We start from the raw sequence: 20,817 nt of genomic DNA, 5'->3' as shown, positions 1-20,817 counted from the left end.
CAGGTCAGCCGATCGGTACGCGGAAGATCTTGTCGGAGCCGTCGGGCTGGCCCCCATTGCCATCGGCATTGGTGGTGGAGAGCCACAGTGCGTCGGCGCCGGGCACCGCGGTGACCGAGCGCAGACGCCCGTACGCGCCCACGTAGTAGGCCTTCGCGGTGCCGACGTTCTCGTTGTCGGCGTTGATCGGTACGCGCCACAGCCGCTTGCCCCTGAGCGCCGCCATGTAGACCGCGCCGTCGACGACCGCGACCCCGCTCGGGGAGGCCTCGGCGACGCTCCAGGTCTTCTTGGGATTGGTCATGCCGGCCACGTCGCAGGTGCCCTCGCAGATGGGCCAGCCGTAGTTCCCGCCCGGCTTGATGAGGTTGAGTTCGTCCGTCCTGCGGTCTCCGAACTCGGCCCCCCAGAGCCTTCCTTGGGCGTCGAACGCGATGCCCTGCGGGTTGCGGTGGCCCATGCTGTAGACGTGGTTGCCGAAGGGGTTGCCCGGCGCGGGCTTCCCGTCCTTCGTCAGCCGCAGGATCTTGCCGTTGAGGGAGTTCCTGTCCTGCGCGAGGGCCTTGTCCTGGGCGTCACCGGTGGTGGCGTAGAGGTATCCGTCGGGGCCGAAGGCGAGGCGTCCGCCGTTGTGGTACTTGTTCTTCTTGATCCCCTTGAGCAGCGGCTTGTAGCCGGACAGGGTCGTGCCGTCGTACGTCATGCGGGCGATGCGGTTGCCCTCGGTGGAGGTGTGCATCACGTACACGTGGTGGTTCGTGGCCCAGTCCGGGTCGACGGCTATTCCCATCAGGCCGCCCTCGCCGCCGGTGGTCAGCGACTCCGGGACGGTGCCGAGCCGCCGCTTGTCCCTGCCGTCCTTCGAGAGCCGCCACACCCGGAAGTCGTCGCGCTCGGTGACCAGGGCGGCGGATCCGTCGGGCAGCCACGAGGTGCCCCAGGGGATGGTCCACCCGGTGGACACGGTGGTGGGCGCACCGGGTTCGCCGAGCACGGCGGGCTCTTTGGCCAGGGTGAGCGAGGCGGCGGTGACAGCACCCGCAGCGGTCAGGGCGATGAGAGTTCTTGCCATGATGCCGGTTCTCCGTCTCTGTCGATCTGTGGAGGTGGAGCCGTGGAGGTCGAGCTGTAGAGGGGCGGTGGTTACGGCGCGTGGGTGCGGTAGGCGTAGGCGGGCTGCTTACCGTCGGCCTGGGGGCGGGCCGCCCCGTCGACCAGGGCGCGGATCATCCCGTGGTCGGGCGAGCGGTGGCACGCGGGGTCCGTGCGCGCGGCGTCCCCGGTCAGGGCGTACGCCTGGCATCGGCAGCCTCCGAAGTCGGCGGTGCGCAGCTCGCAGCCGCGGCAGGGATCACTCATCCACGTCTCGCCCCGGTAGCGGCCGAAGGCGTCCGACTCCCGCCAGATCCAGCCCAGTCGGTGCTCCCGGACGTTCGGCGCGTCCGGGCCGAGGAGTCCGGCGGCGGCCGGGCAGGGCAGCACGGCGCCGTCGGGGGTGACGGTCAGGGACACCGCGCCCCAGCCGCCCATGCAGGGCTTCGCGACGCCGTCGACGTAGTCGGGCGCCACCCACACCAGTTCCATGCGGCCCGTGAGCCGCTCGCGCCACCGTTCGACGCGTTCGCGGGCACGCGCGACCTGAGCGCGGTCCGGCAGCAGGGCGTCGCGGTTGCGCAGCGCCCAGCCGTAGAACTGGGTGTTGGCCAGCTCGACCCGGTCGGCGCCCCAGGCCAGGCCGAGTTCCACGAGGGCGTCGAGCGCGTCGAGGTTCGCGCGGTGCAGTACGGCGTTCAGCCCGAGCGGCAGCCCGGTGGACCGCACCAGACGTGCCGCCCGCTCCTTCGCGGTGAACGCCCGGGCGCCCGCGATGCGCGCCGCCGCCTCCGGGTCGGCATGCTGCACGGACAGCTGGACGCTGCGCAGCCCCGCGTCGATGAGCCGGCCGAGGCGCTCGCGGTGCAGGCCCACGCCGCTGGTCACCAGCTGCGTGTAGATCCCGGCGGAGTCGGCGGCGGCGACGATCTCGGCGAGGTCGCGGCGCAACAGCGGCTCCCCGCCGGACAGATGGGTCTGCACGACGCCGAGTGCGGCGGCCTGATCCAGTACGTCCGCCCATTCAGCGGCGCTCAACTCGCCCGCAACACTGGTGAGTTCGGTGGGATTGGAGCAGTAGGCGCACCGCAGGGGGCAGCCGTGGGTGAGTTCGGCGAGGAGGGCCCAGGGCGGGTCGGGGGCTGGGGCGGGGTCTTTCATCGCAGCCACCCCTCGGCCCTCAACCGCTCCAGGAAGACGGGCACTTCGTCGGCGACGGGCGCGTCGGGGTGCCGTCGCGCCAGCTCCGCGACGATCTCGGCGACATCGCGCCCTCCGTCGCACAGGGCCACGATGCTTCCAGCGGCGCCCCGCAGTACGACGACGCGTTCGGGCAGCACCAGCAGGTCGACGCCGCGCACCCGGTCGTGCCGGAGCAGCACCGAGCGGACGAGGGCGGGGCGCCACACATCTCGTACGACGTCCTGGGCGCTCATGTCGTACCCCCGGCTCCGCGGTCGACGGCGTCGAGCAGGGACCACAGCACGTCGCACTTGAACGCGAGGGCGGCGACGGCCCGTTCCTGTTCCTCGCGGGTGCGCGCCCACGTCAGGACGAGGCCGAGGGCCTCCTGACCGTCTCGGCCGCCCTGCTCCACGCGGGTGCGGAAATAGGCGAGGCCGTCCGCGTCGATCCACGGGTAGTGCTGCTCGAAGGCGGCGATCCTGGTCCGCATCAGACCGGGCGCGGACAGTTCGGTGAGGGACGCGGCGACGGCGTCGAGGGCGGGGCTGAGCCGGCAGAAGTTGACGTAGCCGTCGACGGCCAGCCGCACGCCCGGCAACACCCCAGAGGCGTCGAGGAGTTGTTCTCTCGCGACACCGGCCGCCTCGCCGAGTCGCAGCCAGCGCTCGATGCCGCCCGTGCCGTCGCGTTCCCCGTCGTGGTCACGGATCCTGCGCAGCCAGCCGCGGCGCAGCGCGGGGTCGTCGAACTTCGCGAGGATCAGGGCGTCCTTGACGGGGATGTGCCGCTGGTAGTGGAACCGGTTGGCGATCCAGCGGCGCACCTCCTCGTGGGTGAGGGTGCCTTCGTGCATGCGTACGTTGAAGGGGTGCCGGTCGTGGTAGCGCTCGGCGGAGACGGCGCGCAGCCGCTCGGTGAGTTCGTCGGGGGTCCAGGGGTCCGCGTCCACGTCCGTATTCGTGTGCGCGTTCGCGCTCGTGTGCGCGTCCGTAGCGACTGCCGTGGTCGTCACAGCTCGATCACCATTCCGTCGGTGGCGGCTTCCAGGCCCCACTCCGTGAGGATCTTGTGCTGCTCGGCGTGCGGGTCGCCGAGCGGGTTGGTGTTGTTGAGGTGGGTGTAGAGGCAGCGGCCGGGCAGGCGGGCCAGACGGTGCGCGGTGCCGGTGGGGCCCGTGATGGGGAGGTGGCCCATCGCGGTGGCGGTACGGGTGGAGAAGCCGGCCCGCAGTGGTTCGTCGTCGTCCCAGAAGGTGCCGTCGACGAGGACGCAGTCGGCGGTGCGGGCGGCCTCGTCGAAGGCTTCGCTCCAGACGGCGAGGGCCGGGGCGTAGAGCGCGGTCCGGCCGGTGGCGGCTTCGGTCAGGCGCAGCGCGACCGACCATGTGTCGGCGTCGGGGCCGGTCCCGGCGGCGTATCGCGGCCGCTTGGCCGAGACGGGCACGGCGGCGGCGTGGATCCCCGCGCTGCCGTCCAGAGGAACTCCCAGGCCAGGGGGCAGGTCCCGCCACCGTACGGACGTATAGGGGGCCAGGAGGACATCGAGCCGCAGCCCTTCGCGGACCGCGTCGCGCACGGGCGGGGTGGCGACGACGTCGACGCCGTCGCGGGCCTCGCGCAGCCGGGCGAGGCCGAGGGTGTGGTCGAGTTCGGCGTCGGTCAGGACGACACCGGCGACGGGGGTGCGCCGCGTGTCGGAACCGGCGCCGGGGTGCAGGGCCGGGGTGGCCTCGATCTGGTCGCCGAGGTCGGGGGTGGCGTTGACGAGGTACCAGCGGCCCTCGCCCGTGCGGACGGCGAGCGCGGCGTGCCGGCGGCGGCGTTCCGGGTGGGCGCGCGCCCCGGCGCAACCGGGGCACGCGCAGTTCCACTGGGGAAGCCCGCCGCCCGCCGCGGTGCCGAGCACCTGTAGCAGCATGGCGGTGGGTCTACCGGTCGGCGAGGCGGTAGGCGGTGACTTCGAGGGCGGTGTCGACGACGGCGTACGCGGGGGTCTGCCAGTCGGCGGCTTCGGTGGCGGGCTCCTGCGGGCCGTGGGGGCCGTGGGGGCCGCGGGAGGAATGTTCCTGCTCGATGGCGGGCATGGGCGTGGGGAGGGGCATGACGCTGCCTTCCTGAAGAGGTGGGGGTTTCAGGACGAGCCACCGGGACGCGGGGCGTGCGGTTGCCGGGAGCGGCCGAAATACTTGTAGCGTTCACATGAGTGTCCCGCGTTCAGTGCCGTGTCATAGCGTCGCGGCATGACGGGACACCGTCAATGGTCCGGACCGTTCCGACCTCCGTGTCGCTTCGAGAACCGGCCATTCGGCGGTCTGGAATGCATGCTTCCGTTCAGGAATGCGGCGCGGCCCTCGACCGTTGACCATGGAAGTACCACCCGACGACTTGAAGGATCGAGAGCTCGTGAGCAAGGTCCCCCCGATCATCCTGAACAACGGCGTCGAGATGCCCCAGCTCGGTTTCGGTGTCTGGCAGGTGCCGGACGACGAGGCGCAGGTGGCTGTCACGACCGCCCTGGAGGCCGGGTACCGCAGTATCGACACCGCGGCGATCTACGGCAACGAACAGGGCACGGGCAAGGCCATCGCCGCCTCCGGCGTGCCGCGCGAGGAGCTGTTCGTCACGACGAAGCTCTGGAACACCGACCAGGGCCACGACTCGACGCTGCGCGCGTTCGACGCCTCGCTGGACAAGCTGGGTCTCGACTATGTGGACCTGTACCTGATCCACTGGCCGATGCCCTCCAAGGACAGCTACGTCGACACGTACAAGGCCTTCGAGAAGATCCACGCAGACGGTCGCGCCAGGTCCATCGGCGTGTCGAACTTCCTGCCCGAGCACCTGGAGCGGCTGGTCTCCGAGACGTCCGTCGTCCCGGTCGTCAACCAGATCGAGCTGCACCCGCACCTCCAGCAGCGCGCCTCCCGGGAGTTCCACGCCGCGCAGGGCATCGCCACCGAGGCGTGGTCGCCGCTCGGCCAGGGCAAGGGGCTGCTGGAGATCCCGGCGATCGTCGCCATCGCCCGCAAGCACGGGCGCACGCCCGCGCAGGTCGTGCTGCGCTGGCACGTCCAGCTGGGCAACGTCGTGATCCCCAAGTCCGTGACCCCGTCGCGGATCAAGGAGAACATCGACGTCTTCGGCTTCGAGCTCGACCCCGAGGACATGGCGGCGATCTCGGCCCTGAACGAGGACCGGCGGCTCGGCCCGGACCCGGCGACGTTCGACGAGGCGTAGTCGACAGGGCCCGCCTGCGCGAACCCTTCGGAGTCAGCGCAGGCGGGCCAATCGCTTGGTGAGGTCCCGCACTTCGGGGTGCCCGGCGCCCAGGACCGAGGTGAGGTGCGCCACGGCGCGCTCCAGCACGACGGCCGCCTCCCGCCGGGCGGGCGCCTGCGCGACGGCGTCTTTGTAGGCCGTGATCGCCGCCGCGGTGTCGCCCTCGCTCAGATGGATCCGAGCCAGCGTCCCGAGCACCCGCAGGGTGTCGGTCTCCGCGGGGCCCTGGGTGTGGCGCCGCAGCTCCAGCGACTGCTGGAAGAACGTGAGGGCCTGGCTCGTGTTCCCCGCCGCCCGGAGGGCGTGCGCCAGGCGTTCGAGCGCGGCCAGGGTCTCGGGGTGGTCCTCGCCCAGGGTCCTCACGCGGCCTTGGTGGGCGCGTACGCGCAGGACGACCGCCGGGCCCGCGCCGTCCATCGCGTCGGCGAGACGGTCGTACGACATCAGTGTCTCGGGGTCGTTCGCCTCCAGCATCCTGAGCCGGGCGTTCAAGGTGCGTTTGTACAGCGTGCGCTGCCTGCCGCGCATGCCGGCCGCTCCGTACGCCGCCGCGAGGGAATCGGCGGAGCGGAGCGTGTCCCGGTGGTCCTCCCCCAGCACCGCGCCCCTGTCGGACAGCACCTCTTCCAGCACCGGGACGGCCTGCTCGGGCGCTCCGTCGTGCAGCCACGTCTCGGCGAGCGTCTGCCGCACGGCGAGGACGGCCGGATGGCGTTCACCGAGTACGGTGGCGGCGCCGGCCAGCGCCTCCTCCAACAACTCGACGGCCCGCCCCGCCATGCCACCTGCCGCATACAGTGCGGCGAGGTCAGCCATGGCCCTGAAAGTGCGGGGGTGTGGGTAGCCGAACACTGTCCGAAGGCCCCGCACCGCCTCCTCCAGCACCTCGGCCGCGCGCGGCATGTCGCCGACCGCCTCGCACACGGAGGCGAGTTCCATTTGCACAGCTAGCGTGTCGGCCGAGGCATCCCCCCAAACCCGTCGGCAGACGGCCAGCGTCTGCTCAAGTACGACCACCGCGCGTACCGGCTCGCCCGCCGCCCGGTAGGCGCCCGCGAGACTCACGCGCATCAGCAAGGTGTGCGAATGCTCCTCGCCCAGGCTGCTGGCGGCGCGGTGGCACACCTCATCCAGTTCCCGCACCGCCCCTTCCGGGTCCCCCGAGTCCTGACGGGCGCTCGCGCGCTTGGCCCGCAGCCACAGGACGTCGGGATCGTCCTCGCCCCTGCCCGCCCCGCTCATGGCGTCCAGCATGTAGGCGTAGAGATTGATCGCCTCGCCGGCCTCGCCATTCGCCACGTACGCGTCCGCGAGCTCGGCCGCCAGCGTAAGCGTCTGCTCCACCTCGGGTCCGTACAGCCTCTGGCTGTCGCGCAGCACGCGCTCCAAATAGGCGACCGCCTTCCCCGTCGCACCCTGGGTCAGCAGGAACGGGGCCGTCCGCGCGAGGAGTTCGACGAAGTGACGGTCGTCGGCCACGGGCCGGCCGTGTTCAAGAAGGGCGTCGATGTGCGGGAGAAGTTGGCGCCAGCGGGGCCAGTCGGCCGGGTCGTCCGTCTTCCGCGGGAGTGCGTTCCTGAGCCAGAGGGCTGCCGTGAGCCGGGCGTCGTCGATCTCCCGCGAGCCACTGAGCCGGTGGTCGTCGTCCGGCTCGCGCGCCGCCTTGGCGAGCACAGGCTGGAGCGTGACCGCGTCGGCGGTCAGCCCGATCATGGAGCAACTGGCCAGGAAGTGCAGGGCCAGCGACACATCAGATGTGGCGGATTCCGGACCCAGCACGTCACGGGGCACGGGCTGAGGACCGTACCAGGCAAGGACGAGTAAGAGCTGCCGCGCCAACGGGTCGACGGCGGCGAGAAGACGTGTCTTGATGACGCCCTGGGCGGCCATCTCATCGGGATGGACCTGGACCTCTTGCAGTGCAAGTCGGGACCGGTAGTGGTCCACGGTCATGTCCGTCCCGGCAAGGAACGCGCCTGCCCGTGTCACGGCGAGCGGCAGGCGTCCCAGTTCCTCACAGAGGGCGCCCGCCCCTTCCACCTCCCTGCCCGCCCGCCGGTTCAACATCTTCACCGCGTCCGGCAGTTCGCAGACGCCGAGGGCCAGCGAAGTGGCGGTGCCCGACCATCCGGCGGGGGTCCGGCTGGTCATGAGGACGAAGCCGTGGCTGCCGAGACTCGACAGCAAGGGGCCCATGCGGTCCGCGCTGTACACGTCGTCGAGGACAAGAATCCAGTTCTCGTGAGCCCCGAACCAACGCAGGGCCCAGGCGACTTGCTCCTCCTCGGCGAAGGAGGACGCCACGGACGGCTGCAAGGCGCGCGTGAGCCCCGCGAGTCCGCTGTTGATCGACTCGGCTGAATTCGCCTTCACCCACCACGCCGGGCCCATCAAGTTGTTGGTGGCCATGACCGACGCCCACTCGGCGACCAGGGCCGACTTACCGACACCTTCCGGGCCGTGGACCACCATCGCTCGCGGCTGCTGCCCGTACGTGTCGCTCCAGGGGAGCAAACCGTCATCGAGGATGGCGAGTTCCTTGTGCCTGCCAACGAAATACGGCTGTGGTCGCGCGGGGATGTTCGTCAGTCCCGGAGGGCTCGGCACCGACGCGGGCGGATCGAGCCCGGGCAGCTCGTCGGGCGCCGCCCGCTCCACAACCCTGATCGCCCGCCCCCGCAGCAGCCCCAGCGCCTCCTCGCTGACCAGCGCGAACGGCTGCCCCGCCGAGGCGAGCCCCTGGCTGCCCGCCCCCTGCGCGACCCGCACGACCGCCCGGAACGCGCGGGTCGCCGAGCCAGCCCTGGCCTCGATCTCCTCGCCGATCCGGGTGAGGAGATCGGCCACCGCCAGCGACTCGGGGCGCGGCAGGGTCTCCAGGAGGGCGCTGCGCGCTCCGGGCACGAAGTCGTACAGGCCGCGCCCCGCGTCTACGGGCTCCAGGAGGCCGCTCAGCAGTACCTCGGCCAGGTCGCTGGGGCGTGAACCCGGCGTGACCCGTTGCTGGATCAGCCGCATCACCGGCAGGGCCGGCACCGAAAGGGCGACGTGCGCCGCCAGGTCCGCCGCTGTCGGGGAGGCCGCGGTCAGGAAGCGCAGGATGCGTTCCGTGATCGGCAAGTCGCCCTCGGAGGCGAGGGGTTGGGAGTGCGGGGCCGGGCGGGCGCTGACATAGGTGACGGCCGTGTCCCTGCGGTGGTCGCCCGACGCGGTCACGAGGCCCGCCCAGTCCGCCAGCCACTCCGGGGCCAGTTCGAGGACCGGCACGGGGAGGGAGTCCGCCGAGGGGAGCCTGGCGCGGCCGTCGTGCGGGGTGAAGCGCAGCGCCGTGTTGGGGGCGCCCGCGCGGGACGCGATCGCCCTGCCCGGGGCGGCGGGGGCGGCGGTGCGGCGCCAGAGGCGTTCGGGGAGCGGTTGCAGGATCGCCGTGGGGCCTCGCCGCGCCCACAGGTGCAGGGCGGGGGCCGCGAGGCCGCCCCACCAGTGCGGGCCCGAGCAGTCGCTGAGGACCAGGGTGACCTGGCGGCCCGTCGCGTCGACCAGGGCCGCCGGGTCCCGTGCCGGCCCGCCGGGTGAGGACCGGACGCCGATGCGCTCGGCGTCGCCGGTCAGGAGCCACACGCGTACGTCACGAAAGGCGCCGGTGCGCTGCATCGCCTCCCGCAGCTCACGGGCAAGCGGGCGCCACACCGTCATCGCGGGGCCCGTGTCGACGACCAGGGCGAGGCTCAGGAGGCGGTCGGCGGCGGGGGTCATGACGGGCACCCAGGGACGCAGGCCGGGGCGGCGCGCGGCGCGCTCGGCCGTGGCCCGCTCGTCGAGGGTGCGGCGGTGCCGGTCGGGGACGCGCTGCTTGAGCGGACGCAGGGCGCGTTGGATGGCGAGTTCGTGGCGGAGGGCCTGCGGGGCGGGTACGAGGACTTCGTCGGCATCGCTGCCGGGGTGCGGGGCCCCGCGGGGAACGTGCAGCGCGGCTCGGTGCGGGGCGCGGTGCGGAGCGCCGTCCGCCTCGCCGGTCGCGCCGCCCGCCCGGTCCCCGCCCCCGGTCCCGTCTCCGCTGCTGGTCCCGCCCCCGTCCGCGCTTCCGGTTCCCGCCCCGCGTGCGGTCCCACCCCCGGCCCCGCGCTCGTTCCCGCTTCCCTCGGTCCCCGATGCGGTGGCCGCGCCGCCCGGCGCCCAGCCGGCCTTCAGGACCCCGAGGTCGAGCGCTCCCGTGACCTTGCCGAAAGCGGTACCAGGCCCGCCCGCACAGGCCGACCACTCGACACCCTCCCCCACGAGTTCGCCGCCCTCGCCGTACGGCAGCCGCTCCGCCAGCCACAGCATCTCCGCCAGTTCGAGCGGAGTGACGGGCGGCCCCAATGCCTCCAGGGCGTCGCGCAGCCGGTCAATCGTCATCGGTGCGCGTCACCTCGCTGCTCAGGAACGGCATCACCTGGTCCGCCAACTCCCTTATGCTGACCGGCTGTTCGCTGAACGAGGCGTGGTGGCACATGTAGACCGCGTTGAGGAGCTGGTCGTTGGCGAGCAGTCCGCTGCTGCGCCGCTCGAAGAAGCGGTCGATGACCGCTTGGGCGCCCGCGGGGAGTGCGCCGTCCTCCTCGCCGATCACCGGGCCGAGGTGTTCGCGGACGATCGCGGTCAGCTCCGCGCGGCTCGCGGGCTGCTTCAGGTTCACGGTCACGCAGCGCCGCAGGAACGCGGGCGGGAATTCCCGTTCGCCGTTGCTCGTCATGACGACGAGCGGGAAGGCGCGGCAGGTGACCGTGCCGTCGCGGATCTCGACGCGTTCGGTGGTGCTGTCGGCCGTCATCACCTTCGCGGTGGGGGCCGCGCGGCGGGCCAGTTCGACGAGTTCGTACGACCCCTTCTCGAAGATGGTGAGGAGGTCGTTGGGCAGATCGATGTCGCTCTTGTCGATCTCGTCGACGAGCAGGACGCGGGGGCGTTCGTACGGCAGCAGCGCGGTGCCGAGGGGGCCGAGGCGCAGGTAGTCGCCGATGTCGTCGCCGGCCGCGGACTCCGCGCCCTCATCCCGGACGCGTTCGCCCCGAGCACGTTCGTCCCGAGCGCGTTCATCCCGGGCGCGTTCGGCGGCGTACAGGCGGGTCAGGGGGTCGTACTCGTAGAGGCCGTCGCGCACGGTGACGCGGCTGGTGATCGGCCAGTGCAGGACCTTGCCGAGGCCCAGCTCGTGTGCCACCGCGTACGCGAGGGACGACTTGCCGGTGCCGGGGGCGCCGGTGACCAGGAGCGGTCTGCGCAGATAGAGCGCGGCGTTGACCTGGCGGACGGCGTCCTCGCCGGGGCGGTAGCTGGCGGCCGCGTGCGGGTTGCCGCAGTCGCCGGGCGGGATGCGCAGGGGTGGGCCGCCCGTGAAGGTGCGCCAGGGGGGTGGTGCGGGGAGCCGTTCGATGCCGTCGTGCGGGACGCGGCTTCCCGAGTAGATCTGCCAGGTGGTCTTCTCGGCCATCTCAGCCACTCCCCGTGCTCTCGGTGCTCTCCGTACCGCTGCCGCCGCTGCCGCTATCGCTGGTACCTGCCTTGTGCGCCGCCGACAGCGGTGGATCCGGTTTGCTCTCGGCACCGTCCCAGAACAGGGTCAGCCGGTGCCCGCAGTGCTCGGCGTCCCCCTTGTCCGGCGATCGGGCGTCCTTGCGCAGCCGCATCACCTCGAAGGGCAGTCGAGCGGGGTCCAGATCGGCGACCGCGTCCGTGATGCGGTCGAGGAACTTCTCCGGTGCGCAGTGCGCGTGGTTTCCTGCCCCGCAGTCGTGCCGCCGCCAGAGCATGATGGGTACGCCGGTGTCGAGCGCCGCAGAGAGCCAGTTGGGGTCCGGTGTCGCCGCGTACGCGAGGGCGCACAGCTGCTCGTCGGCGTCGAGCCAGTCGTGGAACTCCTCGTAGCCGTACGGCAGACCGCACTCCACGCGCACGGGGCGGGTCCGGCCGCGGGCCCTGACGGTCGCCCAGCGCCGGACGGCCAGGTAGGAGGCGAGCAGTGGTTCCAGGCGGTCCAGGTGGCGGACGACCACGGGCACCGTGCGCATGGGCCGTGGGCGCGCGGCGCCCGGTTCGCGTATCTGCCACTCCTCGAAGGGCTCGCTCATCAGCCCTTCCGGTACGACGAACTCCAGCATCCAGTCGAAGCCGTGGACGCTGCCGATCTGCTCGGCGAGCAACGCCTCGGTCCTCGCCCGCAGTTGCTGGCGCCGCACCCTGACAGGCCCCGCCCTGCTGACGGGCACGCCGTCGATCACCGTGGAGACGGAGAGGTCGATAGCGCCGCCGCGGGTCATGGGCTGGGCGCGGAAGACGACGGAGCCGGTGGGCCGGGACGGCGGGCGCGGGGCGGCCGGCGCGTGTGCCAGGTCGTCGTACCGGTCCGGCATCCAGCGCCGCAGCCACGGGTCGACGGTCACGATCGCGGCGGCGCCCAGCTCGGGAAGAAGCCTCAACAGACGGTCCTCGCCGGTCAGTTCCTCGCCCGCGTACCGGATGGCGTGCCAGGCGGTACGGAAGGCGGGCAGCGGCCGCCGGAAGGTGGGAAAGGCGCGGCGGACGGCCAGCTCCAGTGTGCCGGGGTCGAGGCGCACGCCGTCGAACAGTGCCCGCAGTTCGCGGCGCGGCGCGTCCGGCAGCCAGTCGAGGGGCAGGAAGTCGTCCAGGTCCTCCCAGTGGCCGCGGATGGTGTCCAGCGGCAGCATCCGCCCGATGTACCCTTCCTGGTCGCCGCTGAGCACCGCGTCGGTGACGATGCCGACGACGAGGTTGGTGCCAGGGTCGTAGACCGCGGCCCCGCTGAACCCCTCTCCCAGGCGCTGCAAATGGGCCTGCTCCACGTCGATCTCCAGCCACTCCTGGCCGAGCAGACGGTCGGCGCTGGTACGCAGGGTGACGTGGGTGCCGTCCTTCTCGTGCCCGAACGGGAAGCCGAGAGCGCGCAGTTCGGCCGTGCCCCGCCCCTCGCGCGGGCGCAGCACATCGAGGGGGGCGAACGCGCACGGCGACACGGCCAGCGGCTCGCCGAGTTCGAGGACGGCCAGGTCGCCCCGGTCTCCCTGGCACCGCCAGCCCCCGGTCCACGCCACAGTCGCGGGCAGCGCCTCCGCGACGCCGGGCAGCGTCACGACGACTTCCCCGAGCCCGTCGACGACGTGGGCGCAGGTGATCAACCGCGCGCGGTCGACGAGGACGCCCGCGCCCGCGGGAACGCCGTCGACCGTGCCGATCCGGGCACGCCAGTGCATGCCCGCCATCATTCGCCTTGCGGGTCCTGCCGTACGTCGTCCTGCCGTAGGCCGTGCGGTACGCCGTGCTCGGCATCCTGGCGCCGCGCCGGCTGAGCCGGTGCGTCCGCCGCGGCCGCGCCCTGCGACGCGGACTCGCGCGACCAGGTCAGCCGGACGGTCAGATGACCCTCGGTCGATGTCTTCGCGATGACGGCCCCCGCGGCAGCGGTGAGCTTGACGCCGAACTCCAGCTCGATCGCGTCGGGGTTCAGCGCCCGCCCTCGGAAGGTCCGCAGCGCGGAGAGCGCGGCACCGCGCACATGCCCGAGCGCGGCTTCGAACCGCCCCTCGACCTCATGGACCTCTCCGCCCTCTCCCCGCCGTGACACCGACCGGAACCCCGGGTCCCTGGCGTCCACCTCGACCACGACGGGCCCCTCGTCGGACTCCCAGCGGATCAACTCACTCACGTACGACACCCCCTCCGGACCCGGCCGGCCCCGTCGCTGCCTGAAAGGTAGCGTCAACAGGCCAGCCGTTACCCGGTGTTCGGCAGATACGTGGACCGCGCGTCGCGCCCCCTACGCCCCCACCCCGTCCTTGACCGCCACATGCACCGTCTGCGCCGTCAGCACGAACAGGTCGGGGCGGTGGTGCAGGCTCTGGGGGTCGTTCTCGTCCAGGAGGCGGTCGATGGTGGCGAGGTCGTCGGGGGCGACGCGCTCCTCGTGCATGGCGCGGCGGCGGGTGAACTCTTCGAGGACGTGGGCGCGGGCCGTGTCGGAGAGCGGGGCCGGCAGGTCGAGGAGGAAGCTGCGGGTGGCCACGTGGCGCAGGCCCGCGCCGGTGAGGAGCGCGGGCCAGTCCTCCGCCGCGTCCTTCGAGCCGGGCAGTCCCGCGCGCATGCCGGTGAACCACTCCTCGTCCGTGGCTTCGAGGCGGGCGAGGAGCCCGGGGCGGCCGAAGCCGATGTCCCGGGGGAGGTAACGGGTGCCCAGGCCGCCTTCCAGAAGGGCGATCGCGCCGCCGGGTGCCAGGCGGTCGGAGAGTGCGTTGAGCGCGGCGCCCTGGTCGCCGACGTGGTGCAGGGACCTGCACAGCCACAGGAGGTCGGCGGCCGGTACGTCATCGATGGCGTCGGGGAGCGCCGCACGCACCGTGTCGAAGCGGTCGGTCAGGCCCTCGCGGGCGGCGCGGTCGCGGGCCCGTTCGAGGAGGGGTTCCTCGGGGTCCGCCGCGACGATCCGCGCCTTGGGGAAGGCATCGGCCAGCAGGAAGGAGATGGCGCCGGGGCCGCTGCCGACGTCGACGACGACGCCGGGCTCCGGCACCCAGGTGCGCAGCCAGGCGGCCGCCTCGCCGTACATCGGCGCGGCGATCTCCGCGTAGCGCTCCAGCATGGCGCCCATGGTGGCCCAGTCCATGTCCTCTCCGTCATGCCCATGCCCGTGCCCGTGGCCATGACCATGGCTGGGCCCGCCCTGTCCGGGGGTCCGCCCGTGGCTCTGTCCGTGCGTGTGCTGGTGCCCCATCGCTGTGCCGCCTTCCGGTTCCTGCCGTTGTCCCCTTTGCCGTGGACAGGGACCAGCCTGCTATCCCTTCGCGATTTTCGACCACTCACTTTGCTGTAACGGCAAACAGCAGAACGCGTCTCAGCCCCGCTTGCGGAACGCGCGCAGGCTGAACCAGGGGTCGGGGCGCGGCACGTCCTGGTCCGGGAGCGCCGCGAGTCCGGCCGCCAGGCGGGCGGCCAGTGGGCTGTCGGGCGGGACCCGGGTGAACCAGCCCCGGTGGAGGTCGTCGACCGTGGAGCGGGGCGAGCGGCCCTGGCCGTGGCCGGTGAACCCGGCCCGGCCCGTCGGCGCGAGGCCGTACTCGGCGGCGTACGCCTCGACGGCCTCGGCGCGGTCGACCGCGGGGCGCACGGGGCGCGGGGCGAGCACGGTGTCGATGTCGCTGCCCACGTCGTGCGAGGCGGCCTTGTCGACGGTGGTGACGTAGGTGCCGCCGGGCCGCAGCACCCGCGCGCACTCCGCGACGACCGACGCCGTCTCCTCGGGGCCGGGAAACAGGTGCAGCAGCCACACCGTACTCACAGCGTCGAACGACGCGTCCGGGAAGGGGAGTTGACGGCTGTCACCGAGGACGACGGCGCCCGGCAGCCGGGCGGCCGCGAGCTGGGCCATGCGGGGTGCCGCGTCCACTCCCGTCACCCGCAGGCCGGCACGGGCGGCGAGGCGGCGAGTGACAAGGCCGGTGCCGCAGGCGACGTCGAGGAGGGTGCGGGTGTCCGCGGGCAGCAGCCCGAGGACGGCGCCCGCGGCGGCGGCCGCCCGGGGCTCGCCGCCGCGCGAGGCGTCGTAGCGGTCGGCTTCCTTGCCGTAGTCCAGCATGGCGGTGCTCAGTGCGCGCCGTGCCCGGCGGCGAACTCCTCCACCCTGCGAGCGAGTTCGAGGTCGAGGCCGGTGATCGAGCCGCCCGCGCTGTGGGTGTTCACGGAGAGGGCCACGGTGTTGTAGCCGAGGGCGATGTCCGCGTGGTGGTCCAGTTCGTCCTGCGTCTGCGCGATGTGGACGACCAGGCCGACCGCCGCGAAGTGCGAGCCGAGCCGGTACGACCGGGTGATCTTGTCGCCGTCGAGGGACCAGCCGGGCAGTTCGGCGAGGCGGTCCTCGATCTCCTTCTGCGAAAGCGGTTCGGGGGTCATGGGCGATGCTCCTTCCACTGGGTCGCCTTCACCTTGCCACAGCCGGTTTCGATTACCGTCTACGTATGACAACCGCCGCGCCCGCCAAGGGGAACACCAAGGGAAGCATCAAGGGGAACACCAAAGGCCAGGCCAAGGGGCACGCGAGCGGAGTGGGTCCGCTGCTGCGCGGCTGGCGCGAGCGGCGGCGGGTCAGTCAGCTGGAGCTGGCCCTGCGCGCCGATTCGTCCGCGCGGCACATCAGCTTCATCGAGACGGGCCGCTCCCGCCCGAGCGAGGAGCTGGTGCTGCGCCTCGCCGACCACCTCGACGTGCCGGTGCGGGACCGCAACTCGCTGCTGCTGGCCGCCGGTTACGCGCCGCGCTTCAGGGAGACCCCGCTGGAGGACCCCTCGATGGGCACGCTGCGCGAGGGCCTGGAGCAGCTTCTCACCGGCTACGAGCCCTATCCCGCGCTGGTCGTCGACGCGGCGTACGACGTGATCGCGGCGAACCGCGGCATCGCGATGATCCTCGAAGGAGTTCCGGAGCATCTTCTCGCCGGACCCCTGAACGCGATGCGGCTCACCCTCCACCCGGAGGGCCTCGCCCCGAGGATCCGCAATCTGCGCGAGTGGCGTGGCCATCTGCTGCACCAGATGGAGCGGCAGATCGCGTTGCAGCGCTCGGACGCCCTGCGGGCGGTGTACGAGGAGGTGGCCGCGTATCCGGTGGAGGATCCGGGGGTGGACGCCTTCGACGCCGGGACGGACGTGCCGTACTTCGCGCTGCCGCTGCGGATCGAGCACGACGGGCACGTCCTGTCCTTCATCTCGTCGATCTCGACGTTCAACACCCCGATGGACGTGACCGTCGCCGAGCTGGCCATCGAGACGCTGCTCCCGGCCGACCCGGCGACGGTCAAGTTCCTCCAGACCCGTATGGCGTAGCGGTCAGGGCCGCAGGGCTCGCAGCGCCGCGTACTGGAGCGCGGCGAAGCCGCCGACGGTCAGGGCCTGCATCGGGATCCAGACCGCGCCGGCCGTGCTGGGCGAGAGCCAGACGACGAGGGCGACGACGCTGAGCACCGCCCAGGCGGCGTTGCCCTCGATGACCGCCCGCACGCCGAACGTCGGCGGGCTCTTGCGGGCCGCGAGGTAGCCGACGCCCGCGCCGTAGAGGGTGAGGAAGACGCCGAGGCCGAACAGCAGCCCGGAGTCGACGCCCAGGAAGCGTCCGAGGGGCCCTGAGACGGCGGCGTACGCCAGGCCGTTGCCGGCGGTCACGACCGCGTCCAGGCCGAGGAAGCGGCGCAGCATGGTGGTCGGGTCGGTGGTGCGGGCCAGGGCGGTGAGCTGGTAAGTCGTCATGGCGGCTGCCTCCAGGCGGCGGAGAAGGGTAGTGAGGGGTGGGGACGGGGGTTAGGGGAAGTGGTCCCCGCGTTCCGTTGACACCACTGTGCCGAGCCCCCGCGACGGGGTCGATTACGTGTGAGGTAATGCGGCCCGCGGCGGCGCGGCGAAGCTGTCCCCGCAACCGCCCCGGCCGGCCCCCGCGACCGTCCCCGGGCAGCCCCGCAACCCATACGGCGTCGACCGAAGGGCGCCCCGGGGCCTGCGCCCCTAGGTTCGTCGAGAGGCAGACCTAGGGAGCTCCACGGTGACAGAGACGACCGAGCCCGCCGCGGCCCTGCTGCGGGCGGGGAAGTTCTTCCGGCGCGGCACCACCGCCCCCGACCTGCACAGTGTCGCGCTGACGGGGGGCCGGGACGCGGACGCCTTCTATCGGGACCGCTGGAGCCACGACAAGGTAGTGAACTCCACGCACGGCGTGAACTGCACCGGCTCGTGCCGCTGGAAGGTGTACGTCAAGGACGGCATCATCACTTGGGAGACGCAGCAGACGGACTATCCGAGCGTCGGCCCCGACCGCCCCGAGTACGAGCCGCGCGGCTGCCCCCGGGGCGCCGCGTTCTCCTGGTACACGTACTCCCCCACCCGCGTCCGCTACCCGTATCTGCGCGGCGTCCTCGTGGAGATGTACCGGGAGGCGAAGGCGCGCCTGCGGGACCCGGTGCTCGCCTGGGCGGACATCCAGGGCGACCCGGAACGCCGTCGCCGGTATCAACAGGCGCGCGGCAAGGGCGGATTGGTGCGGGCCACCTGGGACGAGGCCGTCGAGATCATCGCGGCCGCCCATGTGCACACGATCAAGACGTACGGTCCCGACCGCGTCGCGGGCTTCTCGCCGATCCCCGCGATGTCGATGGTGTCGCACGCGGCGGGGGCCCGTTTCATGGGGCTGATCGGCGCGCCGATGCTCTCCTTCTACGACTGGTACGCGGACCTTCCCGTCGCCTCGCCGCAGGTCTTCGGCGACCAGACGGACGTACCGGAGTCGGGCGACTGGTGGGACGCCGCGTATCTGATGATGTGGGGCTCGAACGTGCCGGTGACGCGGACGCCGGACGCGCACTGGATGGCCGAGGCGCGCTATCGCGGGCAGAAGGTCGTGGTCGTCGCGCCCGACTACGCCGACAACGCCAAGTTCGCCGACGAGTGGCTCCATCCGCACCCCGGCACGGACGGGGCGCTCGCGATCGCGATGGGGCACGTCGTCCTCAAGGAGTTCTTCGTCGACCGCCCGACGGAGTTCTTCACCGACTACGTACGCAAGTTCACCGACCTGCCCTTCCTGGTGACGCTCACCGAGCGCGACGGCGCGTATGTGCCCGCGAAGTTCCTGCGCGCCACCGATCTGGGCGAGGACGGTGAGGGAGGCGACTGGAAGACGGCGGTGCTCGACGAGAACACCGGTCGGCCCGCCGTGCCGAACGGCTCGCTCGGCTTCCGCTGGACCGAGTCCGGCAAGGGCCGGTGGAATCTGGAGCTCGGGGACATCAAACCGCTCCTGAGCCTGCACGGTTCCCCGGTCGCGGCGGGCGTCGAGGTGCTGCTGCCCCGCTTCGACACCGAGGGCGGCACCCACGGGCAGGGCCGCGGGGAGGTCGTGCGCCGGGGCGTTCCCGCGACGCGCCTGGGCGGGCAGGACGGGCCGCTGGTCACCACCGTCTTCGACCTGCTGCTCGCGCAGTACGGCGTCGGGCGCGAGGGGCTGCCCGGTTCCTGGCCCGCTTCGTACGAGGACGCCTCGCAGCCCGGCACGCCCGCCTGGCAGGAGGCGCACACATCGGTGCCCGCCGCCAAGTGCGTGCGGATCGCCCGGGAGTTCGCGGCGACGGCGGAGAAGTCACGCGGCCGCTGCATGATCCTGATGGGCGCCGGCACCAACCACTGGTTCCACTCCGAGACGATCTACCGGTCCTTCCTCGCCCTGCTACAGCTGACAGGTTGTCAGGGGCGTAATGGCGGCGGTTGGGCGCATTATGTCGGGCAGGAGAAGTGCCGCCCGGTCACGGGGTGGGCGACGCTCGCCGGGAGCCTGGACTGGAGCAGGCCGCCGCGGCAGATGATCGGCGCCGCGTACTGGTTCCTCAACACCGACCAGTGGCGTTACGACAAGTTCGCCGCGGACGTGCTGGCCTCGCCGCTCGGCGAGGGCCGCTTCGCGGGAATGACGGGCGCCGACTGTCTGGCCCTGTCGGCGCGGACCGGCTGGATGCCGTCGTACCCGACGTTCGACCGCAACCCCCTGGACCTCGGTGCGACGGCGGGCGACCCGGTGGCCAACGTCGTCGGCGAACTGAGGGCGGGCACCCTGAAGTTCGCCTGCGAGGATCCCGACGCTCCCGAGAACTGGCCGCGCGTACTGACCCTGTGGCGCGCCAATCTCCTCGGCTCGTCCGCGAAGGGCGCGGAGTACTTCACGAAGTATCTGCTCGGCACGCACTCCTCGCTGCGCGCCGAGGAGGCCGCCCCCGACGAACGCCCCTCGACGGTCACTTGGCGCGACGAGGCCCCCGAGGGGAAGCTCGACCTGCTGGTGTCCCTGGACTTCCGGCAGACGTCCTCCACGCTGCTGTCGGACGTGGTCCTGCCCGCCGCCACCTGGTACGAGAAGCACGACCTGTCGACCACCGACATGCACCCTTACGTGCACTCCTTCACCCCGGCCGTCGACCCGCCCTGGCAGGCCCGCACCGACTTCGACACGTTCCGCGTGATCGCCGAGCGGCTGAGCGAGCTGGCGGTGGACCATCTCGGCGTGCGCAAGGACGTCGTCGCCACCGCGCTCCAGCACGACACACCGGGCGAGACCGCACAGCCCGGCGGGGTCGTCCTGGACTGGCGCAAGGGCGAGTGCGAGCCGGTGCCGGGCAGGACGATGCCGAACCTCACGGTCGTGGAGCGCGACTACACGGCGATCGGCGCGAAGTTCGCCGCGCTCGGGCCGCTGGTGGAGCGGCTGGGGCTGCCCGCGAAGGGCATCACCCTCCACCCCGACCAGGAGGTCGAGGAGCTGAAGGAACGCAACGGCGTGGTGGTCGGCGGACCCGCCGACGGCCGTCCCGCCCTGAACACGGCCGTGAAGGCGGCCAACACCATCCTCGCCCTGTCCGGCACGACGAACGGGCGTCTGGCCACGCAGGGCTTCCACACCCTGGAGGCGCGCACCGGCCAGGAGATGGCGCACCTCGCCGCCGAGCACGAGGGCAAGCGCATCACGTACGCGGACACGCAGGCGGCGCCCGTGCCGGTGATCACCTCACCGGAGTGGAGCGGCAGCGAGTCCGGCGGGCGCAGGTACACGGCCTTCACGCTCAACACCGAGCACCTCAAGCCCTGGCACACCCTCACGGGGCGGCAGCACTTCTTCATCGACCACGACTGGATGCACGAACTGGGCGAGGCGATGCCCGTCTACCGGCCGCCGCTGGACATGAACCGTCTGTTCGGGGAGCCACGGCTCGGGCCGGACGGCGAAAAGGAGGTGACGGTCCGTTACCTCACGCCGCACAACAAGTGGTCGATCCACTCCGAGTACCAGGACAACCTCTTCATGCTGTCGCTCTCCCGCGGCGGCCAGTGCATCTGGATGGCGCCGCAGGACGCGGACGCGATCGGCGTGCGGGACAACGACTGGATCGAGGCGGTCAACCGCAACGGCGTCGTGGTGGCCCGGGCCGTCGTCTCGCACCGCATGCCGGCCGGCACGGTCTACATGCACCACGCGCAGGAGCGCACGGTGAACGTCCCCAAGGCGGAGGCCACCGGCAGGCGCGGCGGGATCCACAACTCCCTGACCCGGCTGATCCTCAAACCGTCCCATCTCATCGGCGGTTACGCGCAGTTGTCGTGGGCTTTCAACTACCTCGGTCCGACGGGCAACCAGCGCGACGAGGTGACGGTCATCCGCCGCAGGTCGCAGAAGGTGGAGTACTGAC

At 72.1% G+C, this 20,817-nt stretch carries 17 protein-coding genes; 3 read left to right on the top strand and 14 right to left on the bottom strand.

Annotated elements, in window-relative coordinates; translation table 11 throughout:
- Window positions 1–4: 4 nt before the first annotated feature.
- From CP975_RS30505 to pqqA, 6 genes are all read right to left on the bottom strand, one after another.
- Window positions 5–1,072 carry a PQQ-dependent sugar dehydrogenase gene (locus tag CP975_RS30505; protein WP_150477577.1) on the bottom strand — a complete coding sequence of 356 codons (1,068 nt, stop codon included), beginning with the start codon at window positions 1,070–1,072 and terminating at the stop codon, window positions 5–7.
- A 71-nt stretch (window positions 1,073–1,143) separates the two neighbouring features.
- A complete protein-coding gene (gene pqqE, locus CP975_RS30500) occupies window positions 1,144–2,253 on the bottom strand; it encodes a pyrroloquinoline quinone biosynthesis protein PqqE (protein ID WP_055527010.1) in 1,110 nt (369 codons plus the stop codon).
- Window positions 2,250–2,528, bottom strand: a complete 279-nt coding sequence (gene pqqD, locus CP975_RS30495; protein WP_055527008.1) for a pyrroloquinoline quinone biosynthesis peptide chaperone PqqD — start codon at window positions 2,526–2,528, stop codon at window positions 2,250–2,252. The genes pqqE and pqqD overlap by 4 nt, the downstream gene beginning before the upstream one ends.
- Window positions 2,525–3,226, bottom strand: a complete 702-nt coding sequence (gene pqqC, locus CP975_RS30490; protein WP_055527038.1) for a pyrroloquinoline-quinone synthase PqqC — start codon at window positions 3,224–3,226, stop codon at window positions 2,525–2,527. The genes pqqD and pqqC overlap by 4 nt, the downstream gene beginning before the upstream one ends.
- A 59-nt stretch (window positions 3,227–3,285) precedes the next feature.
- Complete coding sequence (gene pqqB / locus CP975_RS30485; protein ID WP_055527007.1) at window positions 3,286–4,194, bottom strand: pyrroloquinoline quinone biosynthesis protein PqqB; 909 nt, start codon at window positions 4,192–4,194, stop codon at window positions 3,286–3,288.
- 10 nt (window positions 4,195–4,204) lie between these two features.
- A complete protein-coding gene (pqqA, locus tag CP975_RS30480) occupies window positions 4,205–4,378 on the bottom strand; it encodes a pyrroloquinoline quinone precursor peptide PqqA (protein WP_070321129.1) in 174 nt (57 codons plus the stop codon).
- A 343-nt stretch (window positions 4,379–4,721) separates the two neighbouring features.
- On the opposite strand from pqqA, the gene CP975_RS30475 reads away from it, so the two are divergent.
- On the top strand, window positions 4,722–5,513 hold the full coding sequence (locus CP975_RS30475; protein WP_246201844.1) for an aldo/keto reductase: 792 nt from the start codon (window positions 4,722–4,724) through the stop codon (window positions 5,511–5,513).
- Between the two features lie 33 nt (window positions 5,514–5,546).
- On the opposite strand, the gene CP975_RS30470 is transcribed toward CP975_RS30475, so the two are convergent.
- The 7 genes from CP975_RS30470 to CP975_RS30440 all read right to left on the bottom strand — a co-directional run bounded on the left by CP975_RS30470 (window position 5,547) and on the right by CP975_RS30440 (window position 15,494).
- Entirely contained in the window at window positions 5,547–9,953 is a 4,407-nt protein-coding gene (locus CP975_RS30470) for an SAV_2336 N-terminal domain-related protein (RefSeq protein WP_150477576.1), read from the bottom strand.
- A complete protein-coding gene (locus CP975_RS30465; RefSeq protein WP_055535870.1) occupies window positions 9,943–11,028 on the bottom strand; it encodes an AAA family ATPase in 1,086 nt (361 codons plus the stop codon). Before CP975_RS30465 ends, CP975_RS30470 begins: the two co-directional genes overlap by 11 nt.
- A gap of 1 nt (window position 11,029) precedes the next feature.
- Window positions 11,030–12,805, bottom strand: a complete 1,776-nt coding sequence (locus tag CP975_RS30460) for a VMAP-C domain-containing protein (protein ID WP_167532756.1) — start codon at window positions 12,803–12,805, stop codon at window positions 11,030–11,032.
- Between the two features lie 8 nt (window positions 12,806–12,813).
- Window positions 12,814–13,257, bottom strand: a complete 444-nt coding sequence (locus CP975_RS30455) for a CU044_2847 family protein (RefSeq protein WP_220450193.1) — start codon at window positions 13,255–13,257, stop codon at window positions 12,814–12,816.
- Window positions 13,258–13,368: 111 nt separating this feature from the next.
- Window positions 13,369–14,319 (bottom strand): class I SAM-dependent methyltransferase, encoded by a 951-nt coding sequence (locus tag CP975_RS30450; RefSeq protein WP_055535874.1) that lies wholly within the window; start codon window positions 14,317–14,319, stop codon window positions 13,369–13,371.
- A 120-nt stretch (window positions 14,320–14,439) separates the two neighbouring features.
- Window positions 14,440–15,180 (bottom strand): class I SAM-dependent methyltransferase, encoded by a 741-nt coding sequence (locus CP975_RS30445; protein ID WP_055535876.1) that lies wholly within the window; start codon window positions 15,178–15,180, stop codon window positions 14,440–14,442.
- Window positions 15,181–15,188: 8 nt separating this feature from the next.
- Window positions 15,189–15,494 carry a 4a-hydroxytetrahydrobiopterin dehydratase gene (locus tag CP975_RS30440; RefSeq protein WP_055535879.1) on the bottom strand — a complete coding sequence of 102 codons (306 nt, stop codon included), beginning with the start codon at window positions 15,492–15,494 and terminating at the stop codon, window positions 15,189–15,191.
- A 65-nt stretch (window positions 15,495–15,559) separates the two neighbouring features.
- Here CP975_RS30440 and CP975_RS30435 point away from each other — a divergent pair, with 65 nt between their 5' ends.
- The gene (locus CP975_RS30435; RefSeq protein WP_150477574.1) at window positions 15,560–16,423 is read left to right on the top strand and encodes a helix-turn-helix domain-containing protein; all 864 of its coding nucleotides are present in this window, start codon (window positions 15,560–15,562) and stop codon (window positions 16,421–16,423) included.
- Window positions 16,424–16,426: 3 nt separating this feature from the next.
- Here the strand turns inward: CP975_RS30435 and CP975_RS30430 are convergent, their stop codons facing one another.
- On the bottom strand, window positions 16,427–16,843 hold the full coding sequence (locus tag CP975_RS30430; protein ID WP_055535881.1) for a hypothetical protein: 417 nt from the start codon (window positions 16,841–16,843) through the stop codon (window positions 16,427–16,429).
- A 289-nt stretch (window positions 16,844–17,132) separates the two neighbouring features.
- Between CP975_RS30430 and CP975_RS30425 the strand changes: the two genes are divergently transcribed.
- The gene (locus tag CP975_RS30425) at window positions 17,133–20,816 is read left to right on the top strand and encodes a nitrate reductase subunit alpha (RefSeq protein WP_055526724.1); all 3,684 of its coding nucleotides are present in this window, start codon (window positions 17,133–17,135) and stop codon (window positions 20,814–20,816) included.
- The last annotated feature ends 1 nt before the right edge of the window (window position 20,817 follow it).

This window comes from Streptomyces alboniger, from assembly GCF_008704395.1.
Taxonomy (GTDB): Bacteria; Actinomycetota; Actinomycetes; order Streptomycetales; family Streptomycetaceae; genus Streptomyces; species Streptomyces alboniger.
Note: the sequence above shows the minus strand (reverse complement) of the source record. Positions and strands in the feature narration are given on the sequence as shown.

Bases quoted from the DNA above. Each gene is read 5' to 3' on its own strand.
- CP975_RS30505 (WP_150477577.1), bottom strand. From the start codon at position 1,072: ATGGCAAGAACTCTCATCGCCCTGACCGCTGCGGGTGCTGTCACCGCC.
- pqqE (WP_055527010.1), bottom strand. From the start codon at position 2,253: ATGAAAGACCCCGCCCCAGCCCCCGACCCGCCCTGGGCCCTCCTCGCC.
- pqqD (WP_055527008.1), bottom strand. From the start codon at position 2,528: ATGAGCGCCCAGGACGTCGTACGAGATGTGTGGCGCCCCGCCCTCGTC.
- pqqB (WP_055527007.1), bottom strand. From the start codon at position 4,194: ATGCTGCTACAGGTGCTCGGCACCGCGGCGGGCGGCGGGCTTCCCCAG.
- pqqA (WP_070321129.1), bottom strand. From the start codon at position 4,378: ATGCCCCTCCCCACGCCCATGCCCGCCATCGAGCAGGAACATTCCTCC.
- CP975_RS30475 (WP_246201844.1), top strand. From the start codon at position 4,722: ATGCCCCAGCTCGGTTTCGGTGTCTGGCAGGTGCCGGACGACGAGGCG.
- CP975_RS30470 (WP_150477576.1), bottom strand. From the start codon at position 9,953: ATGACGATTGACCGGCTGCGCGACGCCCTGGAGGCATTGGGGCCGCCC.
- CP975_RS30465 (WP_055535870.1), bottom strand. From the start codon at position 11,028: ATGGCCGAGAAGACCACCTGGCAGATCTACTCGGGAAGCCGCGTCCCG.
- CP975_RS30460 (WP_167532756.1), bottom strand. From the start codon at position 12,805: ATGCACTGGCGTGCCCGGATCGGCACGGTCGACGGCGTTCCCGCGGGC.
- CP975_RS30450 (WP_055535874.1), bottom strand. From the start codon at position 14,319: ATGGGGCACCAGCACACGCACGGACAGAGCCACGGGCGGACCCCCGGA.
- CP975_RS30445 (WP_055535876.1), bottom strand. From the start codon at position 15,180: ATGCTGGACTACGGCAAGGAAGCCGACCGCTACGACGCCTCGCGCGGC.
- CP975_RS30440 (WP_055535879.1), bottom strand. From the start codon at position 15,494: ATGACCCCCGAACCGCTTTCGCAGAAGGAGATCGAGGACCGCCTCGCC.
- CP975_RS30435 (WP_150477574.1), top strand. From the start codon at position 15,560: ATGACAACCGCCGCGCCCGCCAAGGGGAACACCAAGGGAAGCATCAAG.
- CP975_RS30430 (WP_055535881.1), bottom strand. From the start codon at position 16,843: ATGACGACTTACCAGCTCACCGCCCTGGCCCGCACCACCGACCCGACC.